The sequence below is a fragment of the Bradyrhizobium sp. SRL28 genome (assembly GCF_018596315.1).
Classification (GTDB): Bacteria; Pseudomonadota; Alphaproteobacteria; order Rhizobiales; family Xanthobacteraceae; genus Bradyrhizobium.
In genome coordinates, this window is the sequence record NZ_JAHEAG010000005.1 from 37331 (window position 1) to 58328 (window position 20998).

At 63.0% G+C, this 20998-nt stretch carries 24 protein-coding genes and 1 pseudogene; 11 read left to right on the plus strand and 14 right to left on the minus strand.

All coding sequences use genetic code 11. The features are described from left to right. The 5 genes from fliR to KIP88_RS13865 all read left to right on the plus strand — a co-directional run bounded on the left by fliR (window position 1) and on the right by KIP88_RS13865 (window position 6862). Complete coding sequence (fliR, locus tag KIP88_RS13845) at window positions 1-771, plus strand: flagellar biosynthetic protein FliR (RefSeq protein ID WP_214488475.1); 771 nt, start codon at window positions 1-3, stop codon at window positions 769-771. Between the two features lie 73 nt (window positions 772-844). Beyond that, a complete protein-coding gene (gene flhB, locus KIP88_RS13850) occupies window positions 845-1918 on the plus strand; it encodes a flagellar biosynthesis protein FlhB (protein ID WP_214488476.1) in 1074 nt (357 codons plus the stop codon). A 184-nt stretch (window positions 1919-2102) separates the two neighbouring features. Continuing rightward, window positions 2103-4667: a cell cycle histidine kinase CckA gene (gene cckA, locus KIP88_RS13855; protein WP_214488477.1), complete on the plus strand. Its 2565-nt coding sequence runs from the start codon at window positions 2103-2105 to the stop codon at window positions 4665-4667. A gap of 322 nt (window positions 4668-4989) precedes the next feature. Beyond that, on the plus strand, window positions 4990-5979 hold the full coding sequence (locus tag KIP88_RS13860; RefSeq protein ID WP_214488478.1) for a Tim44-like domain-containing protein: 990 nt from the start codon (window positions 4990-4992) through the stop codon (window positions 5977-5979). 199 nt (window positions 5980-6178) lie between these two features. Next, the gene (locus KIP88_RS13865; protein ID WP_214488479.1) at window positions 6179-6862 is read left to right on the plus strand and encodes a lectin; all 684 of its coding nucleotides are present in this window, start codon (window positions 6179-6181) and stop codon (window positions 6860-6862) included. Between the two features lie 160 nt (window positions 6863-7022). On the opposite strand, the gene KIP88_RS13870 is transcribed toward KIP88_RS13865, so the two are convergent. Further along, complete coding sequence (locus tag KIP88_RS13870) at window positions 7023-7439, minus strand: DUF3606 domain-containing protein (RefSeq protein WP_214488480.1); 417 nt, start codon at window positions 7437-7439, stop codon at window positions 7023-7025. A gap of 204 nt (window positions 7440-7643) precedes the next feature. Here KIP88_RS13870 and KIP88_RS13875 point away from each other — a divergent pair, with 204 nt between their 5' ends. Beyond that, window positions 7644-8351, plus strand: coding sequence for a glutathione S-transferase (locus tag KIP88_RS13875; protein ID WP_214488481.1), 708 nt, complete (start codon window positions 7644-7646; stop codon window positions 8349-8351). A 116-nt stretch (window positions 8352-8467) separates the two neighbouring features. On the opposite strand, the pseudogene KIP88_RS13880 reads toward KIP88_RS13875, so the two are convergent. The 5 genes and pseudogenes from KIP88_RS13880 to KIP88_RS13900 all read right to left on the minus strand — a co-directional run bounded on the left by KIP88_RS13880 (window position 8468) and on the right by KIP88_RS13900 (window position 11161). Continuing rightward, a pseudogene (locus tag KIP88_RS13880) lies at window positions 8468-8826 on the minus strand (GFA family protein). A gap of 21 nt (window positions 8827-8847) precedes the next feature. Beyond that, window positions 8848-9522, minus strand: coding sequence for an isoprenylcysteine carboxylmethyltransferase family protein (locus KIP88_RS13885; protein WP_214488482.1), 675 nt, complete (start codon window positions 9520-9522; stop codon window positions 8848-8850). A gap of 212 nt (window positions 9523-9734) precedes the next feature. Beyond that, window positions 9735-9920 carry a hypothetical protein gene (locus KIP88_RS13890; RefSeq protein WP_214488483.1) on the minus strand — a complete coding sequence of 62 codons (186 nt, stop codon included), beginning with the start codon at window positions 9918-9920 and terminating at the stop codon, window positions 9735-9737. A gap of 156 nt (window positions 9921-10076) precedes the next feature. Beyond that, window positions 10077-10553 carry a hypothetical protein gene (locus KIP88_RS13895; protein WP_214488484.1) on the minus strand — a complete coding sequence of 159 codons (477 nt, stop codon included), beginning with the start codon at window positions 10551-10553 and terminating at the stop codon, window positions 10077-10079. A 77-nt stretch (window positions 10554-10630) separates the two neighbouring features. Further along, a complete protein-coding gene (locus tag KIP88_RS13900) occupies window positions 10631-11161 on the minus strand; it encodes a hypothetical protein (protein ID WP_214488485.1) in 531 nt (176 codons plus the stop codon). A gap of 173 nt (window positions 11162-11334) precedes the next feature. On the opposite strand from KIP88_RS13900, the gene KIP88_RS13905 reads away from it, so the two are divergent. From KIP88_RS13905 to KIP88_RS13920, 4 genes are all read left to right on the plus strand, one after another. Next, window positions 11335-11565 (plus strand): hypothetical protein, encoded by a 231-nt coding sequence (locus tag KIP88_RS13905; protein WP_214488486.1) that lies wholly within the window; start codon window positions 11335-11337, stop codon window positions 11563-11565. After that, window positions 11562-11846, plus strand: coding sequence for a type II toxin-antitoxin system RelE/ParE family toxin (locus KIP88_RS13910; RefSeq protein ID WP_214488487.1), 285 nt, complete (start codon window positions 11562-11564; stop codon window positions 11844-11846). Before KIP88_RS13905 ends, KIP88_RS13910 begins: the two co-directional genes overlap by 4 nt. A gap of 132 nt (window positions 11847-11978) precedes the next feature. Continuing rightward, window positions 11979-13631, plus strand: coding sequence for a fumarate hydratase (locus KIP88_RS13915; protein ID WP_214488488.1), 1653 nt, complete (start codon window positions 11979-11981; stop codon window positions 13629-13631). Further along, window positions 13628-14296, plus strand: a complete 669-nt coding sequence (locus tag KIP88_RS13920) for a DUF429 domain-containing protein (protein WP_214488489.1) — start codon at window positions 13628-13630, stop codon at window positions 14294-14296. The genes KIP88_RS13915 and KIP88_RS13920 overlap by 4 nt, the downstream gene beginning before the upstream one ends. 32 nt (window positions 14297-14328) lie before the next feature. Here the strand turns inward: KIP88_RS13920 and KIP88_RS13925 are convergent, their stop codons facing one another. From KIP88_RS13925 to KIP88_RS13950, 6 genes are all read right to left on the minus strand, one after another. Further along, on the minus strand, window positions 14329-15297 hold the full coding sequence (locus KIP88_RS13925; protein ID WP_214488490.1) for an SH3 domain-containing protein: 969 nt from the start codon (window positions 15295-15297) through the stop codon (window positions 14329-14331). Between the two features lie 45 nt (window positions 15298-15342). Then, window positions 15343-15639, minus strand: coding sequence for a hypothetical protein (locus KIP88_RS13930; RefSeq protein ID WP_025588796.1), 297 nt, complete (start codon window positions 15637-15639; stop codon window positions 15343-15345). A 129-nt stretch (window positions 15640-15768) separates the two neighbouring features. Next, window positions 15769-16326, minus strand: coding sequence for an inner membrane-spanning protein YciB (locus KIP88_RS13935; RefSeq protein ID WP_214488492.1), 558 nt, complete (start codon window positions 16324-16326; stop codon window positions 15769-15771). A 42-nt stretch (window positions 16327-16368) separates the two neighbouring features. Further along, window positions 16369-16947, minus strand: coding sequence for a hypothetical protein (locus KIP88_RS13940; RefSeq protein ID WP_214488493.1), 579 nt, complete (start codon window positions 16945-16947; stop codon window positions 16369-16371). 147 nt (window positions 16948-17094) lie between these two features. Continuing rightward, window positions 17095-17493 (minus strand): MAPEG family protein, encoded by a 399-nt coding sequence (locus KIP88_RS13945; protein WP_214488495.1) that lies wholly within the window; start codon window positions 17491-17493, stop codon window positions 17095-17097. Window positions 17494-17606: 113 nt separating this feature from the next. Next, window positions 17607-19010: a carotenoid oxygenase family protein gene (locus KIP88_RS13950; protein ID WP_214488496.1), complete on the minus strand. Its 1404-nt coding sequence runs from the start codon at window positions 19008-19010 to the stop codon at window positions 17607-17609. Between the two features lie 112 nt (window positions 19011-19122). Between KIP88_RS13950 and KIP88_RS13955 the strand changes: the two genes are divergently transcribed. Continuing rightward, window positions 19123-19857 carry a TetR/AcrR family transcriptional regulator gene (locus tag KIP88_RS13955; protein WP_214488497.1) on the plus strand — a complete coding sequence of 245 codons (735 nt, stop codon included), beginning with the start codon at window positions 19123-19125 and terminating at the stop codon, window positions 19855-19857. 69 nt (window positions 19858-19926) lie between these two features. Here the strand turns inward: KIP88_RS13955 and KIP88_RS13960 are convergent, their stop codons facing one another. Further along, window positions 19927-20265 (minus strand): hypothetical protein, encoded by a 339-nt coding sequence (locus KIP88_RS13960; RefSeq protein WP_214488499.1) that lies wholly within the window; start codon window positions 20263-20265, stop codon window positions 19927-19929. A 111-nt stretch (window positions 20266-20376) separates the two neighbouring features. Then, window positions 20377-20994 (minus strand): hypothetical protein, encoded by a 618-nt coding sequence (locus KIP88_RS13965; RefSeq protein WP_374226463.1) that lies wholly within the window; start codon window positions 20992-20994, stop codon window positions 20377-20379. Window positions 20995-20998: the final 4 nt, after the last annotated feature.

Here is a 20998-nt window from a genome sequence, read left to right on the forward strand (position 1 = left end):
ATGCGCGTCGACATATCCCTGCTGCCGGCCCTTGCCGCCACATTCATGCTGGTGTTCGCCCGCGTGGGCGCCATGGTGATGTTGATGCCGGGGTTCGGCGAGAGCAACATCCCGGTGCGCATCAAGCTTGGAATCGCGCTGCTGCTGACGCTGATCATCCTGCCGCTGCACCGCGCCGCCTATCAGGTCGACCTCAACTCGATGAGCTCGCTGGGCGTGCTGATGGTGCACGAGATCGTCATCGGCATCGTGCTCGGCGCCACCGCGCGCGTCACGCTGTCGGCGCTGGCGGTGGCAGGTTCGGTGATCGCCCAGCAGCTCGGCCTCGGCTTCGTCACCGCCGTCGACCCGACCCAGGGGCAACAGGGTCTCTTGATCGGCAACTTCCTCACCATCTTGGGCATGACGCTGCTGTTTGCCACCGACAGCCATCACCTGGTCATATCGGCGCTGAACGAGAGCTACCGGATTTTCTCGCCGGGCGAATTGCCGCCGAGCGGCGACGTCGCGGCGCTCGCTACGCGTGCGTTTGCCACGGCCTTCAAGATCGGCATGCAGCTTTCGGCGCCATTTCTGGTGTTCGGCATCGTCTTCAATATCGGCCTTGGCGTGCTGGCGCGGCTGATGCCGGCGATGCAGGTCTATTTCGTCGGCGTGCCGTTGTCGATCATGGCAGGCTTTCTGATCCTCGCCCTCGTCCTCACCGGAATGATGGCGACCTATCTCAACTACTTCATCGGCGTGATGCACGAGCTGACGCCGCTGAAATAGAGCATGATCTCCGGGCAAACGCGGAACGCGTTTGCGCGGAGATCATGCTCAAACAAAATGCTAGGACGCCGCGATGGCCGACGATTCAGACGACAAAACAGAAGACCCTACGCAAAAACGTCTCGACGATGCGCTTGCCAAGGGGGACGTCGTCAAGAGCCAGGAGGTCAACACCTGGTTCATCATCGCGGGCGCCACGCTGATATTATCGACCTTCGCGGGATCGATCGGCGGCGGCATCCTGACGCCGTTGCGCAACCTGATCGCCAATGCCGGCCAGCTTCGAGCCGACGGCGCGGCGCTGCTCGCGCTCAGCAACACATTGGGCTATGCCGTGCTCGGCGCCATCGGCGTACCGCTGTTGATGCTCATGCTCGCCGCGGTCGCCGGCAACATGATCCAGCACCGGCTGGTATGGTCGTCGGAATCGCTGACACCGAAATTCAGCAAGGTATCGCCCGGCGCCGGACTGAAACGCATCTTCGGCAAGCAGGCGATAGCGAATTTCGTCAAGGGCCTGTTCAAGCTGATCGCGCTCGGCGCCGTTATGATGGCGGTGCTGTGGCCCGAGCGGGACCGGCTCGAATCGTTCCTGCGGTTCGATCCTTCGGCAATCCTCGGCGTCACCACCAATCTGACATTGCAGTTGATGGGCGCCGTGGTGGCGATGCTGGCCGCGGTCGCAATCGCGGACTACTTCTTCCAGTACCGGCAGTGGTTCGAACGCCAGAAGATGTCGCTGCAGGAGATCAAGGACGAGTTCAAGCAGTCCGAAGGCGACCCCCACATCAAGGGCAAGATCCGGCAGTTGCGCCAGCAGCGGATGAAGAAGCGCATGATGGCCGCTGTACCCAACGCCAGCGTGATCATCACCAACCCGACTCACTATTCCATAGCGCTGTCCTATGATCGCGGCATGTCGGCGCCGATCTGCGTCGCCAAGGGCGTCGACAACGTTGCGTTCAAGATCAGGGAAATCGCCAAAAAGCACGACATTCCGATCGTCGAGAACGTGCCGCTGGCGCGCGCGCTTTATGCCACCGTCGATGTCGATGAGGAGATACCGGTCGAGCACTATCACGCGGTCGCCGAGATCATCGGCTACGTCATGAACCTGAAGAGCGGGCTTGGCGCCCGGAGAATGTGAAAGGAACCGCTGGAAATCCCCTTGAAATGCCTTCAATCTGTCAAATAGCCGCCTGATGGGCTTGCGCTTGCGGGGCCGATTCAGGCACTCAGGAGGGGCGCGCCAGCCGAACGCGGGGTTACCCGCGGCCGGCCGATCCCGACCGGCGCGTGACCTCCCTCGTCGAAGGGCAACACCGCTTCATATGACCGTCGAAACTGACAGCCATTCGCCGACCGAGCCCTTTTCGGCCCACGAACCGGCGCGGCGGGGCGGTAGCATCGTGCTGGTGCTGCTGGTGGCGGCCGGCATCGTGGCCGTGGCGGTGGCGCTGATGACCATCGGTCGCGCGCAGGCCCAGCCCTATATCCTCGGCGTGCTGGCGCTGCTCGCCATGGTCGGCCTGTTCAATCTGTTCGCTTTTGCCGCCGGTATCATTCGCTTCACCGACCGCAGCGCCGACGACCCCGTAATGGGCCGCATCGCCGATCAAGCCCATGACGGCTTGGCCGTGACCGACCCGAAGGGCCATGTCGTCTATTCGAACGCCGCCTATCTGGCGCTGACGGGCGCTGCGAGCCCGCAGGACGTGCGCCCCATCGAACGCGTCTTCATCGGCAACCCGGACGTCTCCGAAGCCGTGTTCCGCCTGCTCAAGGCCGCCCGCGAAGGCAAGCGGCAGCAGGAGGAGGTCCGCATCGCCGGCTCTGACGGTGCACCGGGACGCTGGTTGCGGATGCGGGTTCGTCCGCTCGGCCAGAGCAAGCGCGAAGCAAAATACGCGGTGTGGTCGATCGCCGACATCACGCGGGATCGCGAGCGCCAGGAAGATGTGTTCCGGGAACTGCAGCACGCGATCGAATATCTCGACCACGCGCCATGTGGCTTCTTCTCGGTCAGTCCGGCCGGCGACGTCATCTATGTCAACGCCACGCTGGCGAACTGGCTCGATTACGATCTCGCCGAGATCGGTTCGGGCGGGCTGAAGCTCACCGATATCGTCTCCGGCGATGGCGCTGCGCTGTTGACCTCGATCGTGGCGGTGCCCGGCGAGGTCAAGACCGAGGTGTTCGACATCGACCTGCGCATGCGCGGCGGCAAGACCATGCCGGTGCGGCTCTATCACAAGCTCGCCTTCGGCGCCGACGGCGCGCCGGGTTCGTCGCGCACGCTGGTGATCAGCCGCGCGCGCGACGAGCATTCCGACCCCGAACGCGCCGCCGAAGTCCGCTTCATGCGATTCTTCGACCATACGCCGATGGCGATTGCGACGGTGGACCGCAGCGGAGCTGTTGTCCGCGCCAACGCCCGTTTCGCCAAGCTGGCGCAGAGCCTCAGCCCGGACGGCGCGGCCAACAAGTCGATCTTCCGCACCGTGAATGCGCGCGACCGCAGCCTTCTGATCGCGGCGATCAACCAGGCGGCGGAAGGACAGGGCGACATCGCGCCGGTCGAGGCCATGCTCGACGGCGCCAAGGAGCGCTGGGGGCAGTTCTTCGTCACCGCGGTCGAGGAGGACGAGCGCGACACCGAGGCCGCCATCGTCTATCTGCTGGAGACCACCGAGCGGCGCACGCTGGAAAACCAGATCAACCAGTCGCAGAAGATGGACATGGTCGGCCAGCTCGCCGGCGGCATCGCGCACGACTTCAACAACGTGCTGTCCGCCATCATGATGGCGAACGACTTCCTGCTGAACGCGCACAAGCCGACCGATCCGTCGTTCCAGGACATCATGCAGATCAAGCAGAACGCCACCCGCGCGGCGACGCTGGTGCGGCAACTGCTCGCGTTCTCGCGCCGCCAGACGCTGCGGCCGCAGGTGCTCGACCTCGGCGATGCGCTTTCCGATCTCACCATGCTGCTGCGGCGCCTGATCGGCGAGAAGGTCAAGCTCGACCTCGTGCACGGTCGCGACCTCTGGCCGGTCAAGGTCGACGTCTCGCAGTTCGAACAGGTGGTCGTCAATCTCGCGGTCAACGCGCGCGACGCCATGCCCGATGGCGGCAAGCTGACGGTGAGAACCGCCAATGTGACGGTGGATGAAGCCGCCCAGCTCACTCACAAGGGCATGCCGGCCGCCGACTACGTGCGGATCGACATTTCCGATACCGGCACCGGAATCCCGGCCGACATCGTCGACAAGATCTTCGAGCCGTTCTTCTCGACCAAGGAGGTCGGCAAGGGCACCGGGCTTGGTCTCTCCACGGTGTACGGCATCGTCAAGCAGACCGGCGGCTTTGTCTATGTCGACTCCACACCCGGTGAAGGCACGTCGTTCCGCATCTTCCTGCCGCGGCATCGTCCCGAACTGGATGCCCAGCCCGAAGCGCAGGGAGCGAATGGCGCAGCAAAGGACGCGGCAACCGAGCCGCCGAAGCCGCGGCCCGACCTGACCGGGCAGGGCACCATCCTGCTGGTGGAAGACGAGGATGGCCTGCGTTCCCTGAATGCGCGCGGCCTTCGTTCGCGCGGCTACAGCGTGATCGAGGCTTCCAACGGCATCGAGGCGATGGAGGCGCTCGACGAAAAGGACGGCGCGGTCGATCTTGTCGTCTCCGACGTCGTGATGCCGGAAATGGACGGCCCGACGCTGCTGCGCGAAATGCGCAAGCGCAATCCGAATCTCAAGATCATCTTCGTCTCCGGCTACGCCGAAGAGGCCTTCGACAAGAGCCTGCCGGAGAACGAGCAATTCGCCTTCCTGCCGAAACCGTTCGCGCTCAGCGCGCTGGTCGAGAAGGTGAAGGAGACCATGACGGCGTCGTGAGCTCGGCCGGGCAGGCAATGTCCAGGCTTGCGGCGGCATGACGGTTGCTCCACCACAACCTCCACCCGGTCTACCGGCGCACGGAACCATTTCGGCGCGCTGCGCCGGACCTTGTCGTGCCTAGCGCCTGTGGGACGGCAGATGTTCTGCCGGGGCGGGTGAGGATGCCCGTCAAACCTCATAATTGCTGCTAACCCCCTGCCAAATCGTCACATCCCCGCGACTGAGGGCCGCAGTTCCGGTTCCCGATAGTGGCTTCACTTTTAAGCAACTGTGCCCATCTTAGGGGCGCTTCCCCATCCTGGGGACTGAGGAAAAACACATGAATTTCTCGCAAGGCACGCGCGGAATTATTCGGACACTGGCCGTTGTCCTGTCCGTGGCGCTTCCGGTGGCGATCACGATCTCGGCGGCCGACGCCCGCGTTGGCGGCGGCGGCAGTTCCGGTTCGCGGGGATCGAAAACCTACTCGGCGCCCCCGAGCACGACCACAGCGCCCGGCGCGGCGCAGCCCATGAACCGTACCTTTACCCAGCCCGGCACCCCCGGCGTGGGCGCACCGGCGGCTGCCGGCGCGGCCGCCAAGGGCGGCTTCTTCAACCGGCCCGGAATGATGGGGGGCATGCTCGGCGGTCTCGCCATGGGCTTCCTTGGCGCCGGCTTGTTCGGCCTGCTGTCCGGCGGCGGGTTGTTCTCCGGCCTCGGTGGCCTGTCGTCGATTATCGGCCTGCTGCTGCAGGTTGGCCTGATCATCCTGGTGGTGCGGCTGGCGATGTCGTGGTGGCAGCGCCGCCATACACCGGCCTCCGCCTACGCGACGGGACCTGCTCCTGCCGCCGAAGGCCCTGGCGCCCAGACCAGCTTCCGCTCCGGCCTGAGTGGCTTTGGGCTGGGATCGAACCAACCGGCGCTGGAAATCCAGCCGGCTGACTATGAAGCCTTCGAGCGTCTGCTCGGTGAGGTCCAGGCCGCATGGTCGAACGAGGACGTCGCCAAACTGCATACGCTGGCGACGCCCGAGATGGTGTCCTACTTCTCCAAGGATCTCGAGGAGAATAAGGCCCGCAACGACGTCAACAAGGTGACCGGCGTCAAGCTGCTGCAGGGCGACCTCGCCGAAGCCTGGCGCGAAAGCGAAACCGATTTCGCCAGCGTGGCGATGCGGTTCTCGCTGGTCGACAAGACCCTGGAGCGCACCACCGGCCGCCTGGTCTCGGGCAGCGAAACGCCGATCGAAGCGACCGAAGTCTGGACCTTCGCCCGCCGGCGCGGCGCCGATTGGGAACTCTCGGCGATCCAGCAGACCAGCTGATCGCCCACACAAAGACGACAGAGGCGCTGCGGCTTGTTCCGCAGCGTCTTTTTCTTTGTCTCGTTCTTTGCCTGCCCTTTGTCTTCGGCACGATCCGGTTGTTTCGAACGCGGCGTGCGTTCTTCATCCTGCACCGGAATAATGTTTGCCGGGGTGGGTTGATGACAAACGACCCATAAAAACAAAAGGGAGGACTTCGATGAACAGCTTCACTCGAATCATTTTGCCGGCATGCTTCGCCGCTGCAGCCATATCAGCTTTCGCCGGCACGCCCGCGCAGGCGCAATCGGCCGATACCAGTTTCTTCCTGACCAGCAACGGCATCGGCAATGGCGGCAATCTCGGCGGGCTCGCCGGCGCCGACAATCACTGCCAGACATTGGCGCAGGCAGCCGGAGCGGGCGGCAAGACCTGGCGCGCCTACCTCTCGACGCAGGCCGCCGACGGTCAGCCTGCCGTCAATGCGCGCGATCGCATCGGCAAGGGGCCGTGGAAGAACTCCAAGGGCGTCGCGGTCGCCAAGGATGTCGCCGATCTCCACAGCGCCAGCAACAACCTCACCAAGCAGACCGCGCTCTCCGAAAAGGGCGAGGTCATCAGCGGTGCCGGCGACTCGCCGAACCGCCACGATGTGCTGACGGGATCGCAGGCGGACGGTACTGCGTTTGCGGCCGGCGAAGACCGCACCTGCAAGAACTGGACGAGCAGCACGCAAGGCGCCGCGATGGTCGGTCATTTCGACCGCAAGGGTCTGCGCGACGATGATGCGTCAAAGTCCTGGAACACGTCGCATCCCTCGCGCGGCCCGGATGGCGGCTGCTCGCAGGCCGATCTGAAGAGCACCGGCGGCGACGGGCTGATGTATTGCTTCGCGGCGAATTGAGTTCAAGCCGTAGCCCGGGTGAAGCCACCGGGTCTCGCGAATGCGCGCCCGATGACAGGCTCCGCGAAACCCGGGTTCTCCTGCATGCGTTCCCGGATTGCGCTTCGCTTCATCCGGGCTACGAACCTCGCAAGCCGCGGCTTGCGCGAAAGGTCGCCCGCTAGGCGGCCTTTTTCTTTGCGCGCTTCTTTGTCGTTTTCCTGGGAGCCTTGCTGGCGCTCTTCGCCTTCTTCGAAGCCTTGCCCTTGGCGAGATGGGCGCCGACTGCCTTCGACGAATGCCCGACGGCGGCAACGGCGGCCTTCAATCTGGCCGGCGTGACCTTGAATTTCTTCGACCAGTAGCCGACCTCGTAAGGCTGGCTCACCGCGATCCGTGCCCTGTCGGCTGCCTTGTGCTTCTGCAGCTTGATGTAGGCTTCGACGTTCTTCGCGGAGCGTCCCGCTTTCTTGACGGCGGACTTCAGTTTGGCCGGCGTGATCTTGAACTTCTTCGACCAATAAGCGACCTCATAAGGCTCGCTCAATGCGATCAGCCCACGATCCGCCCCGCCGCGCTTCTTCTTGTTGTCCGCCATCCCATTCTCCTGGTGCTTGAGAAAATCGACGCCTGAAACGCGAGTAGCGTAACACGCTCCCTCGCATTCGGACAGATTTCGACTGTGGAGATCTGTGCGGCGCGTTCTGTGCCGCCGCGGTCGCGCGGATGCTGCGTTTGGCGTGACGAACCAACCGGGAGGTGATTTGTTAGGCCTGTCAAACCGGCAGCGGAGGTGCCATCGATGCGTTACGAACTCTACTACTGGCCGATGATTCAAGGCCGCGGCGAATATATCCGCCTCGCGCTGGAGGAGGCGGGCGCCCGCTACGCCGACGTCGCGCGCCGTGGCAACGGCATGGCTGCGATGATCCGAATGGTGGAAATGCGGAAGGGAGCGCCGCCCTTCGCGCCGCCGTTCCTCAAAGACGGAAAGCTCGTGATCGGGCAGACCGCCAACATCCTGCTCTATCTGGGATCGCGGCACGGGTTGGCGCCAAAGTCGGAGGCCGGCAAACTCTGGGTACATCAATTGCAGCTCACGATCGCCGATCTGGTGCTGGAAGTGCACGACACCCATCACCCGCTCGGGCCCTCGCTGTACTATGAGGATCAGAAGGCGCCGGCGAAAAAACGCACCGATGAGTTCTGGAAGGCGCGCGTGCCGAAATATCTCGGCTATTTCGAGGGCCTGCTGGCGGCCAACGGCGGCACCTACATCACTGGCCGCCGCCTGACTTACGTCGACTTGTCGCTGTTCCAGATCGTCGAGGGACTTCGATACGCCTTCCCGAAACGCATGAAGGCTTTCGAGGAGGAAATCCCGGGCCTGGTCGACCTGCGCGATCGCGTTGCGGCGCGGCCGAACATCAAGTCGTATCTGGCGAGCGATCGAAGGATTGCGTTCAACGAGGAGGGGATCTTCCGCAAGTACAAGGCGTTGGATGCTTGAGGGCGTCATTCCGGGGCATCGCGAAGCGACGAATCCGGAATCTCGAGATTCCCCGATGTGCAATTGCACATCTGAGGTTCGATGCTACGCATCGCCCCGGAATGACCGCTCCGCCGTTACATGCTCCTGCCATCCATCGGCGTCATCTTCAGCTTCGACAGTTCGATGCCGTCGATGCAACTCACATTCACCGCCACCACGTCGGTGCCATCAGGCTTCTTGCCGCGCGCGAAGACGTCGACGCCGCAATCGACGCAGAGCTGGTGGTGGATCGCGTGCTTGTTGAAGAGGTATTCTTGAGGTTTTCCTCGCCGGCGCGGAGCTGGAAACTCTTCGGGTCGAGGAAGGTGAAATGCAGCCCCTTCTTGGTGCAGATCGAGCAGTTGCAGGCGGTAACCATCGCGAGATCAGTGGTGCATTCGAAGCGCACCTGGCCGCAATGGCAGCCGCCGGTATAGGTCTTGCTATCGGGCATCTGATCCGCCTTCGTTGTCTCTTACCAAAGTCCGGGCACCAGACGATAGCGCACGCGCTCGGCGTAGTCAGCATAATCAGGCAGTCCCTCGACCAAAGCGCGCTCCTCGATGCGGGCGCGAATGGCGAACAGGACGGCGAACACCGGCGCGATCGCGACGCCCCACCACGACCCCAGCAGCAGCGGGACGCCTACGAAGAACAGCATGATGCCGCTGTACATGGGATGGCGAACAAAGGCGTACGGGCCGCTCGATACGACGCGATGGTGGCGTTCGGCCTGCACCTTCACAACAGGTGCGGCAAAGGAATTTTCGCGGAACACCCACATGATGATGGCGGTCGAGAGCAGGTACATCGCAAGCCCGAGCGCTTGCAGCACGAGCGGAACGTCGGATGCCTGCGCGCGCCGGTCCAGTCCGATCGCGACGAGCCAGATCAGCGTCACTAGGACGAAGATCAGCATGAATTTCTTGTCGGCGGCGGGCTGGTTGGCCTGAAACGTCGGCCGCATGCGCTCGGCGAGCAGGGCGGGATCGATCTTCGCGAGCCACAATCCGCAGGCGGGGCCGATGATCGCGCTGACGACCAGGAACGCCCACGCCGCCGGCCAGTCCAGCGAACCTGCTGACGCGAACAACAAGGCGCCGAGCGCGATGACGAAGACGGTATTATGCAGCAGAAGCTTTGCGATCATGCGCGGGTTCCATTCCCCCGTGACAGCATGATCGCGCGGTTTTTCGGCAAACTTGCGGCGTTGCAGTTTCCAAGGGCTGTCATACCCGCGAAGGCGGGTATCCAGTACGCTGTGGCCTATCGAGGATATCGCTGGCGTCTCTGGAATACTGGGTCACCCGCCCCAGTGCGCAATTGCGCACAAGGCGGGTGACGACGGTCAGAGGGGTTAGCTCAAGCCAGCTGGTCGATCCGCGTTCCCTGACCCGGCGGCAGGGGAGCGACCAGCGTCGGCTTCGGCGTGCGGGTGCCGTCCGTGGCAGCGCCGTTCTGGACGTCGGGGGTTTTGTCGGGAGCCTTGAACACGGGGACTTCTGGCGGTTTGACCACCACCGTTGCGGGGACACCAGAGACATTCATCGGAAGCATCCTTTTGGTTGCCTCCGACACTGGCCGGGGTGAAGCGAAGGATTGGTGAATCCCGCGCGGCAATCCCGCGCCGTCGCCGTCAATCCCGTCCAATGGTGAACGGACGGCTCGCGAAATCGTTAGAATGCGACGGATCGGGAAAGAGGCCTACTCGTCCTTGCCGCGGGTCACCGCGATCGAGGCCTCGGTCTTGGTGCGCGTGCATTCCATGTTGAGCCGGCGGAAGCGCATGGAAACCTTGTCGCCGCGCAGAATGCCCATGCGCTTGATGCAGCGCGAGGAGCCGGTCGCAACGTCGGGCTTCGGTATCGTGAAAATGATGGCGCCGGCCGAGGCGACAAGTTCGAAGAATTGCGGCTTCGGCTTGCGGTCGGTCTTGGCGTAGAGTTCGTTGGAATAATTGCGGCCGCGGCAGCCGAGCGACAGCTCTTTCGCCGCCGGGTGCGTCAGATAGATTATGTTGCCGGTACTGACGCTGATCTTGAGGCCGTCGATCTGGTTCTTCAATTCCTTGGCGATATCGTCGCAGCGGTCGGCTCTCGCCGGCGATGCGCTGAACGAGGCGAGCAATGCCAGCGTGGCGGCAAGCAAGGTCGGTCGGTGAAATTGTGGTCCCAAAGCCATTGTGAAAGCCCCTTTGCGCTATTGAAACCCGCGCGCGGATTTCCTGCAAGGGGCGCGCGCGGAAGTCAACTTGCTTCTCAGAAACCGTAGAGGATGACGCCGATCCCGAAGGCGATCACGGCGAAGACGCCGTACAGCGTGGGAATGCTGACCAGCATGGTGGCGAGTCCCAGCCGCTGGCCGCGTGCGGCAAGCGCGATGGCGCAGGCGGCCATCAGCGGAAACGCGATGATCCGGACAGGCGTCTCGAAGGCGGAGACACCACGAAAATCCAGCCCGTGCCGCACCACCGAGGGCATGAAGTTCAGCCACGTCATGAGCACGAGCGCGCCGAGCGCCATGATCGCGTAACGCAGCCGGCCAACGGTGGCAAACCCCAGCGCCGCCAGCGCCAGCAGGGGATGGGCAGCGATATACGCCTTGATGATCGCGCCGCCGATGCCGGGGCCGGGAATTTCCGACATGCCACCGAACAACATCGGCGCATGCGACAGCCCCTCGAAGGCTTCGATCGCGGCCATAATGATCAGAAGCAGATAAAGCCCGAGAAGGCGCGGGGGGCGGATCGAGACAGGGGCTGCCTCAGGCAATGTGGTGGCGGAGTTCATTACAGTCGCAATCGGTTGACGGAATATCGGAAATCTCCGGTTTGTCTGAAGAGGACCCGGAACGGTTCAACGAGGATTTGGGTCTACATTCCAAAGTAGTATGGAGTGAGGTTCGTTCGTGCTGATTGTCAGCGAGGGGTTACAGCTATCCTGAACTGTGCTATGATGACGCCATGACGAAAGAGCAGGTAAAAGCTGTCCTGGATCGCGTGCTAACTTGGCCGAGCGAACGTCAAGAGGACGCTGCCAAGGTCTTGATGCTAATGGAATCGCAGAACGAAAGCGTCTACCGGCTGACCGATGAACAGGTCGAGGAAGTCCGGCGTCGGCGCGCCGACCCGAAGGCTCGGAAATTGACGTTGGAAGAGTTCAACGAACGGCTTCGCCGGCGTCTCGGTGAATGAAGATTGTCGTTCACGAATCCGCCGCCCGTGATCTCGACGGGATACTCGACTGGATTTCCAAAGATAGCCCCGGCGCAGCCGCCGAACTGGTTCGGCGCATCCAGCTTCGCATCAATCGGCTCGCTGTTGCCGGCCTTCCGCATATGGGGAGGCCAGGTCTGGTCGAAGGAACGCGCGAATTGTTGGAAACGCCCTATATTATAGTCTATTCGGTAGATGAGGCCGCCGGCGCGATTGAGGTGATTGCCATCGTGCATGGCGCGCGGGATCGGCAAGCCTGATGGGCGATGCGGAAACCGCTGGTCTGGAAGCTCCGCAAAACCTTCCCTTTATCTAAAAAGTGCTTAGAACGGCTCTATCGCCGGCCCGAAGTCCCCTGGATTTCTCCGGCCTTTCGAACAGACGAGCCAGCCATGAACGCCCCGACCGCCTTTCCCGACCAGAAGCCCGTTCCGCCCTACAAGCATACGCCGCTGTTCCCGCTGGGCGCGGACACCACGCCCTACAAGAAGATCACGGCGGAGGGCGTGCGGGTCGAGAAGGTGCTTGGCAAGGACATGCTCGTTGTTTCGCGGGAGGCGCTGCGGGCGCTGTCGGAAGCGGCCTTCGGCGACATCAATCACTACCTGCGGCCGGGGCATCTGAAGCAGTTGCGCTCGATCCTGGAAGACAAGGAAGCCAGCGACAACGACAAGTTCGTCGCCTTCGACTTCCTGAAGAACGCCAACATCGCCGCCGGCGGCGTGCTGCCGATGTGCCAGGATACCGGCACCGCGATCATCATGGGCAAGAAGGGCTGCAACGTCATCACCGACGGCGACGACGAGGCCGCGCTCTCCGAAGGCGCGCGCGACGCTTACTTGCGCCGTAACCTGCGCTATTCGCAGGTAGCGCCGTTGTCGATGTATGAGGAAAAGAACACTGCCAACAACATGCCGGCGCAGTGCGAGATCTATGCCGAGGGCGACGACGCCTACAAGTTCATGTTCATGGCCAAGGGCGGCGGTTCCGCCAACAAGAGCTTTCTGTTCCAGGCGACGCCTTCGGTGCTGACCAAAGATCGTCTGCTGGCGTTCCTCAAAGAGAAGGTGCTGACGCTCGGCACCGCGGCATGCCCGCCATATCATCTGGCCATCGTCATCGGCGGCACGTCGGCTGAACTCTGCATGAAGACCGTAAAACTTGCTTCGGCGCGGTATCTTGATGCGCTGCCGACCCAAGGCTCGGCCGACGGCAATGCCTTCCGCGATCTCGAGATGGAGCAGGAAATTCTCAAGATGACGCAGTCGCTCGGCGTCGGCGCGCAGTTCGGCGGCAAGTATTTCTGCCACGACGTGCGCGTGATCCGGATGCCGCGCCACGGCGCATCGCTACCGATTGGGTTAGGGGTGTCCTGCTCCGCGGACCGGCAGGTGCTAGGCAAAATTACAAAAGACGGCGTCTATCTCGAGGAGCTCGAGCACAATCCGGCGCAGTATCTGCCGGCAGTGGAGCAGTCGCTCGGCGGCGAGGTCGTCAAGATCGATCTCAACAAGCCGATGAAGGAAATCCTCGCAACGCTGTCACAATATCCGATCAAGACGCGCGTCTCGATGACCGGCACGATGGTCGTGGCCCGCGACTCCGCCCACGCCAAATTGCGCGAGCGGCTGGAAAAGGGCGAGCCGCTGCCGGATTATTTCAAGAACCATCCGGTGTATTACGCCGGTCCCGCCAAGACGCCCGACGGCTACGCCTCCGGCGCGTTCGGCCCGACCACCGCAGGGCGCATGGACTCGTTCGTCGACCAGTTCCAGGCGGCCGGCGGTTCGATGGTGATGGTGGCAAAGGGAAATCGCGCGGTCGCGGTGCGCGAGGCCTGCAAGAAGCACGGCGGCTTCTATCTCGGTTCGATCGGCGGTGCGGCGGCAAATCTCGCCGAACACTGCATCAAGAAGGTCGAGGTGGTTGAATATCCCGAACTCGGCATGGAAGCGATCTGGCGCATCGAAGTCGTGGATTTCCCCGCCTTCATCATCATCGACGACAAGGGCAACGACTTCTTCAAGGAATTGAATCTGGGGTGAGGGCGCTCGGCCTCGACGGGTTCAGCAAGGGCTGGGTCGCCGTCCTCCTTGACGGCGACCTTCATGAGATCAGGTTCTGCTGCGACATTACCGATGCGCTGTCCGCTGGCTTTGATCGCGCTGCGATCGACATTCCCATCGGTATGACAGATGACGGCGAGCGGGCCTGCGACCTCCTTGCCCGCGAGAGGTTACGGCCGCATTCGTCACGCGTGTTTACCGGGGCGCGGCGCTGGATTTGGCAAGACTTCAGCGATCCCGACGAAGCAAACAGGGAATCCGCGCGGCGCGGCCAAAAGCGCGTCTCACGCCAGCTTTGGCATCTCGGTCCCAAGATCATGCAGGTTGACGCTTTCCTGCGTGCGCATCGCTCGCTGGACGTTCGCGAGGTTCATCCCGAACTGGTGTTTCTGAGGTTGAACGCAAACGAACCCTTGCCGTCGAAGAAGTCCGAGGAAGGAGATTCCCTTCGCCGGACGTTGCTCAAGCGAAGCGGGTTTCGGAATATCAACCGATGGCTCACCAAAACGCGGATCGGCACCGGGGCGAAGCGTGACGACGTCCTGGACGCCTGTGCCGTGGCGATTGCCGCGCGCGAACCTGCAGGCAGTGTGGGATTGCCGCCGCCAGACAAGTACGGCCTGCCGATGCAGATTTGGTTCTAGCGGTGTTCGTTAGCCCCGTGCGGGCGCCCACATCAACTACAATTCGTCACCTGGCTGGAGCACAGGCTTCGCCACCAGCCGCGCACGCCGTCATGGCTTTCCACCAGTCCCCAATGGCCGCTGCAGGCGAGGATGCGTTTCGGGCCGCCGTCGGTATCGAGCGTGCCGCCGAGCTTGCGCTGCGCCGGCATCCACTGCGCATCGACAAACGGCGCCTGGAACAGCCCACCCATGCGGGTGCCGCCGTTGGCATAGTTCGCGCCGACCTTGTTGGCTGCGACCCAGCCGCGGCCGGCATAAGGCTTTGGCGCATGGCGTGGATACTTCTTCTCGTCCTCGTATTCCTTGCCCGGCGGCGTCGCGCCCTCGATCAGGAACCAGCCGTCCTTGAAGCCGATGATGCGGAATTCGGTCAGCCAGCCGCCCTCGGGCGTGTTTTCGCTGCCGCCCATCTTCAGCCGGTAGGGCGGCGGCAGCGTGCCGAGCACGCGCGCCTTGACCGAGGGTTCGGCGCGCACGTTCAGGCCCTTGGGATCGCGATCCCAAGACCAGGCGCCGAGACTGCAGGGCTCGGTACCCTCAGGGAGTTTCGCGCGGCCGGTTGCGAGTTCGGCGTCCAGTTTGTCGAACTGGCGTTCCTCGCCATCCGGATCGGTCATCGCGGTGTCGCGATTGCCCCGCGTCGGATCAATACGGGGTTGCAGCTCGGCCGACGATGCGCGGAGCGCACCATCGCTTTTCGCGAGCTTGACGACGAGCACCTGCCGCGGCGCGAATACGCTTCCCGGAGATTTCGGATCGGTCGCATTCGCCGGATAGACGGCGAGATAGCCCGTCATCGCGGCTTCATCGGTGCGATAGGCATCGCCCCCGACATAACCGGCCGGCACCAAGGCGAGCGCGCTCTTGCGCCACGCCGGTTCAGGCTCCGGCGCTTGCGCGATCGCCGCACCCACCAGCGAGGCGAGGGCGGCGATCGAAGGCCAAGTTATCTTGTGCATGGATGAGTGGACGAGGACCCGCGCCAGGCCCCCTCGCTATCGGGCTTATGCCCGCGTGCCGGTGAAGGGGAAGCTGCCCATCGGGCCGATACCCATCTCGCCGCTCATGCTGTCGCCGGAGACCTTTCCGATGAACTCGAGGGTCAACGGCATCGGGTTGGTGATCGAGACCTTCCAGTTGACGGCGTCGCCGCTGATGGCGCCATCGAAGATTTCGGTGGAATTGCCATCGGCGCCCTGCGTGCCCGTCAGCGTACCGCCGGAGGCCAACAGGGTCAGCGTTGCCTTGCGCTCGCCCATCGGCGTGCTCATGGTGAGATTCCAGTTTCCGTCCACGGCCATCTTTGTCTCCCCGACATTTCTTCCCGACAAACCGGAATGGCTTGCGAGATCCGCTAAACTCGATCGGCGGTATAGCCTATCTCGCCATACAAGCCCAACCGTCTCAAGCGTCCTTTTGACGCGTATTCTTCAGGCGCGTTGAGCGGCAGCGCGAAGCCGGCTGCCGACCAAAACACGAAACGCGATGTATTGAATTGCGAAGGCGGCAATCTTGGCGCCGACCAGTACGACGGTCACGTAGAACGTCCACAGCTTCATGTCGCCGGTCATGGCGACACCGATGGTGCCGACGGCGAGCACGAAACACAGTCCGGCCCAGGCATAGCCCGCGAAGGTGACATATTCCGGAATGGTCTGTGTCACGATTGGCGGCATGTAGCGCAGCATCCAGCCGCGCTTGAGCATGATGAGGCCGATCGCGAAATGCCCGATCGCCGGTTTCGCCAGCACGAAGCGCGGGTCGTGGGTCAGGAGCGTGGCGCTGCCGAGCACGATGACGAGCGCCAGGCTCGCCCAGGTCATGTAGCCGAGCTCCTTGCCCTTGACGCGCGAGTAGATCACCTGCGCGATGGCGCCGGCGATGGCGACACCGGTCGCCAGCAGCACGTTGTCGGTGGCGAGATAGATCGCGATGAACAGGATGGTGGAGAAAAAATCGGCGCCCAGTCTGGCGAATACGTCCTTCATCGGCTTGCTCTCTGCTGGAGGGTGTTGCGGTTGGAAGTCGGCTTAGTTGGTGCCGGGCAGGGCGTTCGCTGGCGGCGCACCATACTTCGCCTTGCGATATTGTGGATACCATGTCGTGAAGTAAGCGGCACTGTTGCGGGCGGCGAAGGCGATCACGAGGCTGGACCAGAGCGGCAAGCCCGGCACATAGATCGCCAGCACGTTGCCGATCATCATCAGCACAAACGCGGCGTTCCAGGCCCAGGTGATGAGATAAACCGCCTTCAGAAAGCCGGGCTGCCTAGCCGTCTCGGCATCGACCTCCTCAAGCGCATATTGCAGAATGAACGGCTTGCGGATGATCAGCGAGACCAGCGAAATCGCGAGCACGCCGATATCGATCGCGAGCTTCACGACGGAGCTGCTCAGGAGCGGATCGACAAGCGAGACGTAGGCGCCCAGTCCGCTGAACAGGACGACGGAGCCCGCGCCGAGCATCTTGATCGAGCGGCCGCGATAGCGGTCAATGCCGACGACGGCGAGACAGATCGCCGCCGCTACGAAAAGGCTGATCTCGGCTGAGGTCACCAGCATCAGCAGGGCGAACGAACCGAAGGGGGCGAGGATCAGGAAGATGGCCATGGCAGCCTCTCGGGCTAATCTTTACATCGTAAAGATAAACTAGGCGGAGCCGCGGGTGTCGTCAAGAAAAATCTTTACAGCGTCAAAATTAAAATGAGCCGATGAAAAATAGCTTATTAGCAATGGCTTGCGTCGAAACATGCACGCCTATAAGGCGCGCGACAGGATCGTCAAAGCGCAGGCCAGCAGTAAAACGAACGTGATGGTGATGCCGCCCATTCGGCCGACGCGGAACTGCAGCGTATTGGGCGCGGCGTACATGCCGAGCGGATGCAGCAGCCGCGACAACAGCAGCGTGCCCATCAACAGATGGACCCAGATAGCTCCCAGGCCGGACATCTCCAGCATCGCAACCATCAGCGTAATGATCGGCACGTATTCGATGAAGTTGGCATGCGCGCGGATCGCGCTGCGCAGCGCGAGGCTTCCGTTGTCGCCGAACGCCGCCCGGTCTCTCATGCGCAGCCGCCCGACCTGAACGGCGAGGACGGTGTAGAGCAGGGCGAGAATGGCGAGATAGGCTGACGTGATCGAGGGCAGGTGCATGGGTGTCTCCCGAGTGCTGCGTCTCATTACGACGTGATTCCGGGCCTGCGCCTAACGTCGCATCCCCGATGCGCAATGGCGCACCGGGGAATGACGGAGAGATGAACTTCGCCTTACTCCGCGCCGACCCAATTGCCGTGAAAACCATCCGGCACGCGATGGCCGAGATGAACCAGCGCCACGGGACCGGATTCGACATCCTGCGCGTTGAACACCGCGAGATCGCTGCGATTCTCCTGCGCGCGCCAGACCGCTGATAGCAGCCAGCCGTCGCCCTCGGCGGCGTCAGCGCCGCGTTCGACAAACACCGGCTCGGAAATCGTGTCGCCGGCGGGCAGCAGATAATGGCCGAGACGCTTGCCCTTGCCGTCGACATGGACAATGCCGGCCAGCGCGCCGAACATCGGCAGATCGGGATTGGCGCAGGCGTACCAGCCATGGCTGTTTGCGTAACCGGCGCGGCGATCGTCGATGCGCGGGAATTCGCCGGTGAGATCGTCGAGATAGGTTTGCGTGAAACGGTCGGTGTTGCCCGCGAGGTCGAAGGTCCAGCGGCAATAGCGTGCGCGCGATTTCGCCGGATCCGTCTTCGAACCATCAGGATGGTTGAACAGCGGCGCTTCCTCGAACTGCATCACGTCGGCGATAATGCGATTGCCTTCCTCCCACGCATTCATGACGTGGAAGACGTAGCAGCTTTCGGCACGGAACCAGACGATGTCTTTTGCCGAGCCGTTGCGCTTCATCACGCCGACGTAGCCGCCTTTCTCGGGCTCCCAGGCATAGGGCGCCTTGCCGCGCATCGCCCGCTCCATGCTGCCGGTAATGGGGAGGATCGGAAACAGCAGATGATTTTCGGTCACGATGAAGTCGTGCACCATGCTGGCATAGGGGGATTCGAAACGATCGAACCGCGTCACCACGCCGGAAGCATTGACCGATCCGAAGGAGAGGGCAGGGGTAAGGGGGCCAGCGGCGTTATAGCCGAAGAAAACCATCTCGCCGGTGACAGGATCGATCTTGGGATGTGCGGTGAAGGGGCCCTTGATGGCGCCGTTGTAATCGCAATAGCCTGTTCGATTGAGGGTGTCGGGCTCGATCTCGGTCGGCAGATGGCCTTCCTCCAGCGCCAGCAGCTTTCCGCCATGGAAGATGATGTTGGTGTTGGCGACGCCGCCATCGTCGGTGACCGAGGCCGGCGTACCCGGCAGCTTGCGGCCGAAGCCGCCGAACAAGGCGCGGCCGGCGTCATGCTCGGCCAGCCATTTCGGGGTGCGAACCCAGCGATTGCGATAGCTGGCGCGGCCATTCTCCAGATGGAAGGCGTGCAGCATGCCGTCGCCGACGAACCAGTGCGCGCCGGGGGCATCGAATTGCGGGTTGGGGCCGTTGCGATAGAGCGTGCCGTTGAGCTCGCGCGGCAATTCGCCGGTCACCTTGAGATGCGGCGCGTCGCATTCCATCGGGATCGGCGCCAGATTGGTCCGGGCCAACTCGGTCTTCACCTGGTCGAGCATTTCACGCTTCCTCCGGTTAAATCTTTACATCGTAAAGATATCAGTAGGGATGTTGCTGCACGCCGTCAAGCAAAATCTTTACAGTGTAAAAATTGTGACTATAAGGATTCGTATGGCAAGAGCTTCGAGTGAAACCAGAACGAACCGTCCCGCCGCCAAGCGCAAGCCGGCAAGGGCTGCAACCGAAAGGCCGGCCAGTCGACGGCGCCGTCCGGCAGGCGAAACTCCCTATCATCACGGCGACCTGCACGACGCCTTGCTCGCCGCCGCCGAGCGGGTGCTGGAACGCGACGGGCTGGCGGGCCTGACCTTGCGGGCAGTGGCGCGTGAGGCCGGCGTGTCGCATGCCGCGCCGACCCATCATTTCGGCGATCTCACCGGGCTCCTGAGCGAACTCGCCGCCATCGGATTCCGCAGGTTCAATGAGGCGATGGTAGTGGCAGGCAAGACCGAAACCCACCCGCTGATGAGGGCGCTGGCGCGCGCCAAGGCCTATGTCGCCTATGCGCAGGGGAGTCCAGGCATGTACGGGCTGATGTTCCGCAACGAGCGGATCGACATGACGCGCCCCTCGCTGCACGAGGCGGCGACCGCCTCTTTCGCAGGATTGGCAAGCGCGATCGGCGCCGGCCGCAACGAAAATCTCACCGGCGAGGCGCTGGAAGCATTATCGCTCGACCAGGCCGCGGCGATTGCCCGGGCGTGGTCGCTGGTGCATGGCTTCACCACACTGCTGCTCGATGGAAGGCTAAAGGACATCCTGCACCGGCTGCCCGAAGGCACCGGGGTCGACCAGCTCCTGGATGCGATGTTGCGTTCGACGGTGCCGCGACCGCCGGCGGCGTAGAGCGGCGGCATTACGGGAGTTCGTTGGCGTCGGGATGACCTGCGCGGTGAGTTGCGCGTGGCGTGCCGCTCAGCAACCCCTGCAGATCTTGGTTTGCCGCGCGAGCCTTGCGTCGGCTTCGACATCTTCGTTGGGCTGCCGCGTCCACTCGTCATACCGCGCTTTGGCGTTCGATTGAGCCGGGGCGTCGTTGAGCGGGCCAAGGATGATTTCGCGATTGCGGGCTGTTCTTCGCTTGGCTGGCGGTTTTTCCTCGCCCGGCGCGTCATTTGCCGTCGGTGGTTCTCCCAACCCGTCCCAGGCGATCGGCGCGCCTGCCGTCGCTGTCGTCGAGCAGCCGGTGCCGGAGGCGCAGCAGCCGCTGAGGGCCGCGCCGGCGATGAGGAGAGCCAGAAATTTCATTTGCATTGCTGCCCCGTGTGACGTCGCCGTGAAATATCATGATTTGACAAGGATTAAGCACTCAAGCTTGAAGCTTTGACGTTAATACGGCGAAAACACGCCGGGTAGCCGGCTTCATCAGCGCTTCGCAAGGCTCACGGCCGCGCCCTTTTCGCCGACCACTTTTACTTCGTCCTTCCCGCACTTGAAATCACGTGCAAATTCGTCCGCCGCCTGGCGCGCCAGCTCGTTGGCATTGCGGTTGGCCTGGCCATCGATATAGGCGACGTGGCAGACCGGGCCCGGCGGCAGCCGGGTCACGGCCAGCATCGGTTTCGACGTCGGGTTTCCGGTCTTGTCGGGGTCGTTATTGTCGGCGATCAGCCAGCGCTGAATAATCGCGAAGGGCCTGCCGTCCACCGCCCGCCATTCGAGGGTATTGGCGGTGGAATTGAAGGGGGCAAACCAGGTCTCCGCGGCCGGCTCCTTGGCGGCGGCCACATGGTTGGGCCCGACCGAGACGGTTTGGCGCAAGTCGTCCTCGCTGATCAGCACCACCAGCCCCGATTTGCCGGGGCACAGCTGCACCGTGCTGACGTCTCTGGGCTTGCCTATGGTGCGGCAGTCCTTCGGCGCAGTCGACGTGTAGCTGCTGCTGAATGTTTGGGCGTTCGCCCACGAAACCGGACTGGCGGCTGCGCAGATCAGCACCACGACCGCGGGTCTGGCAGTGCGCAAGAAAGGAGCCATTTTCATCCTG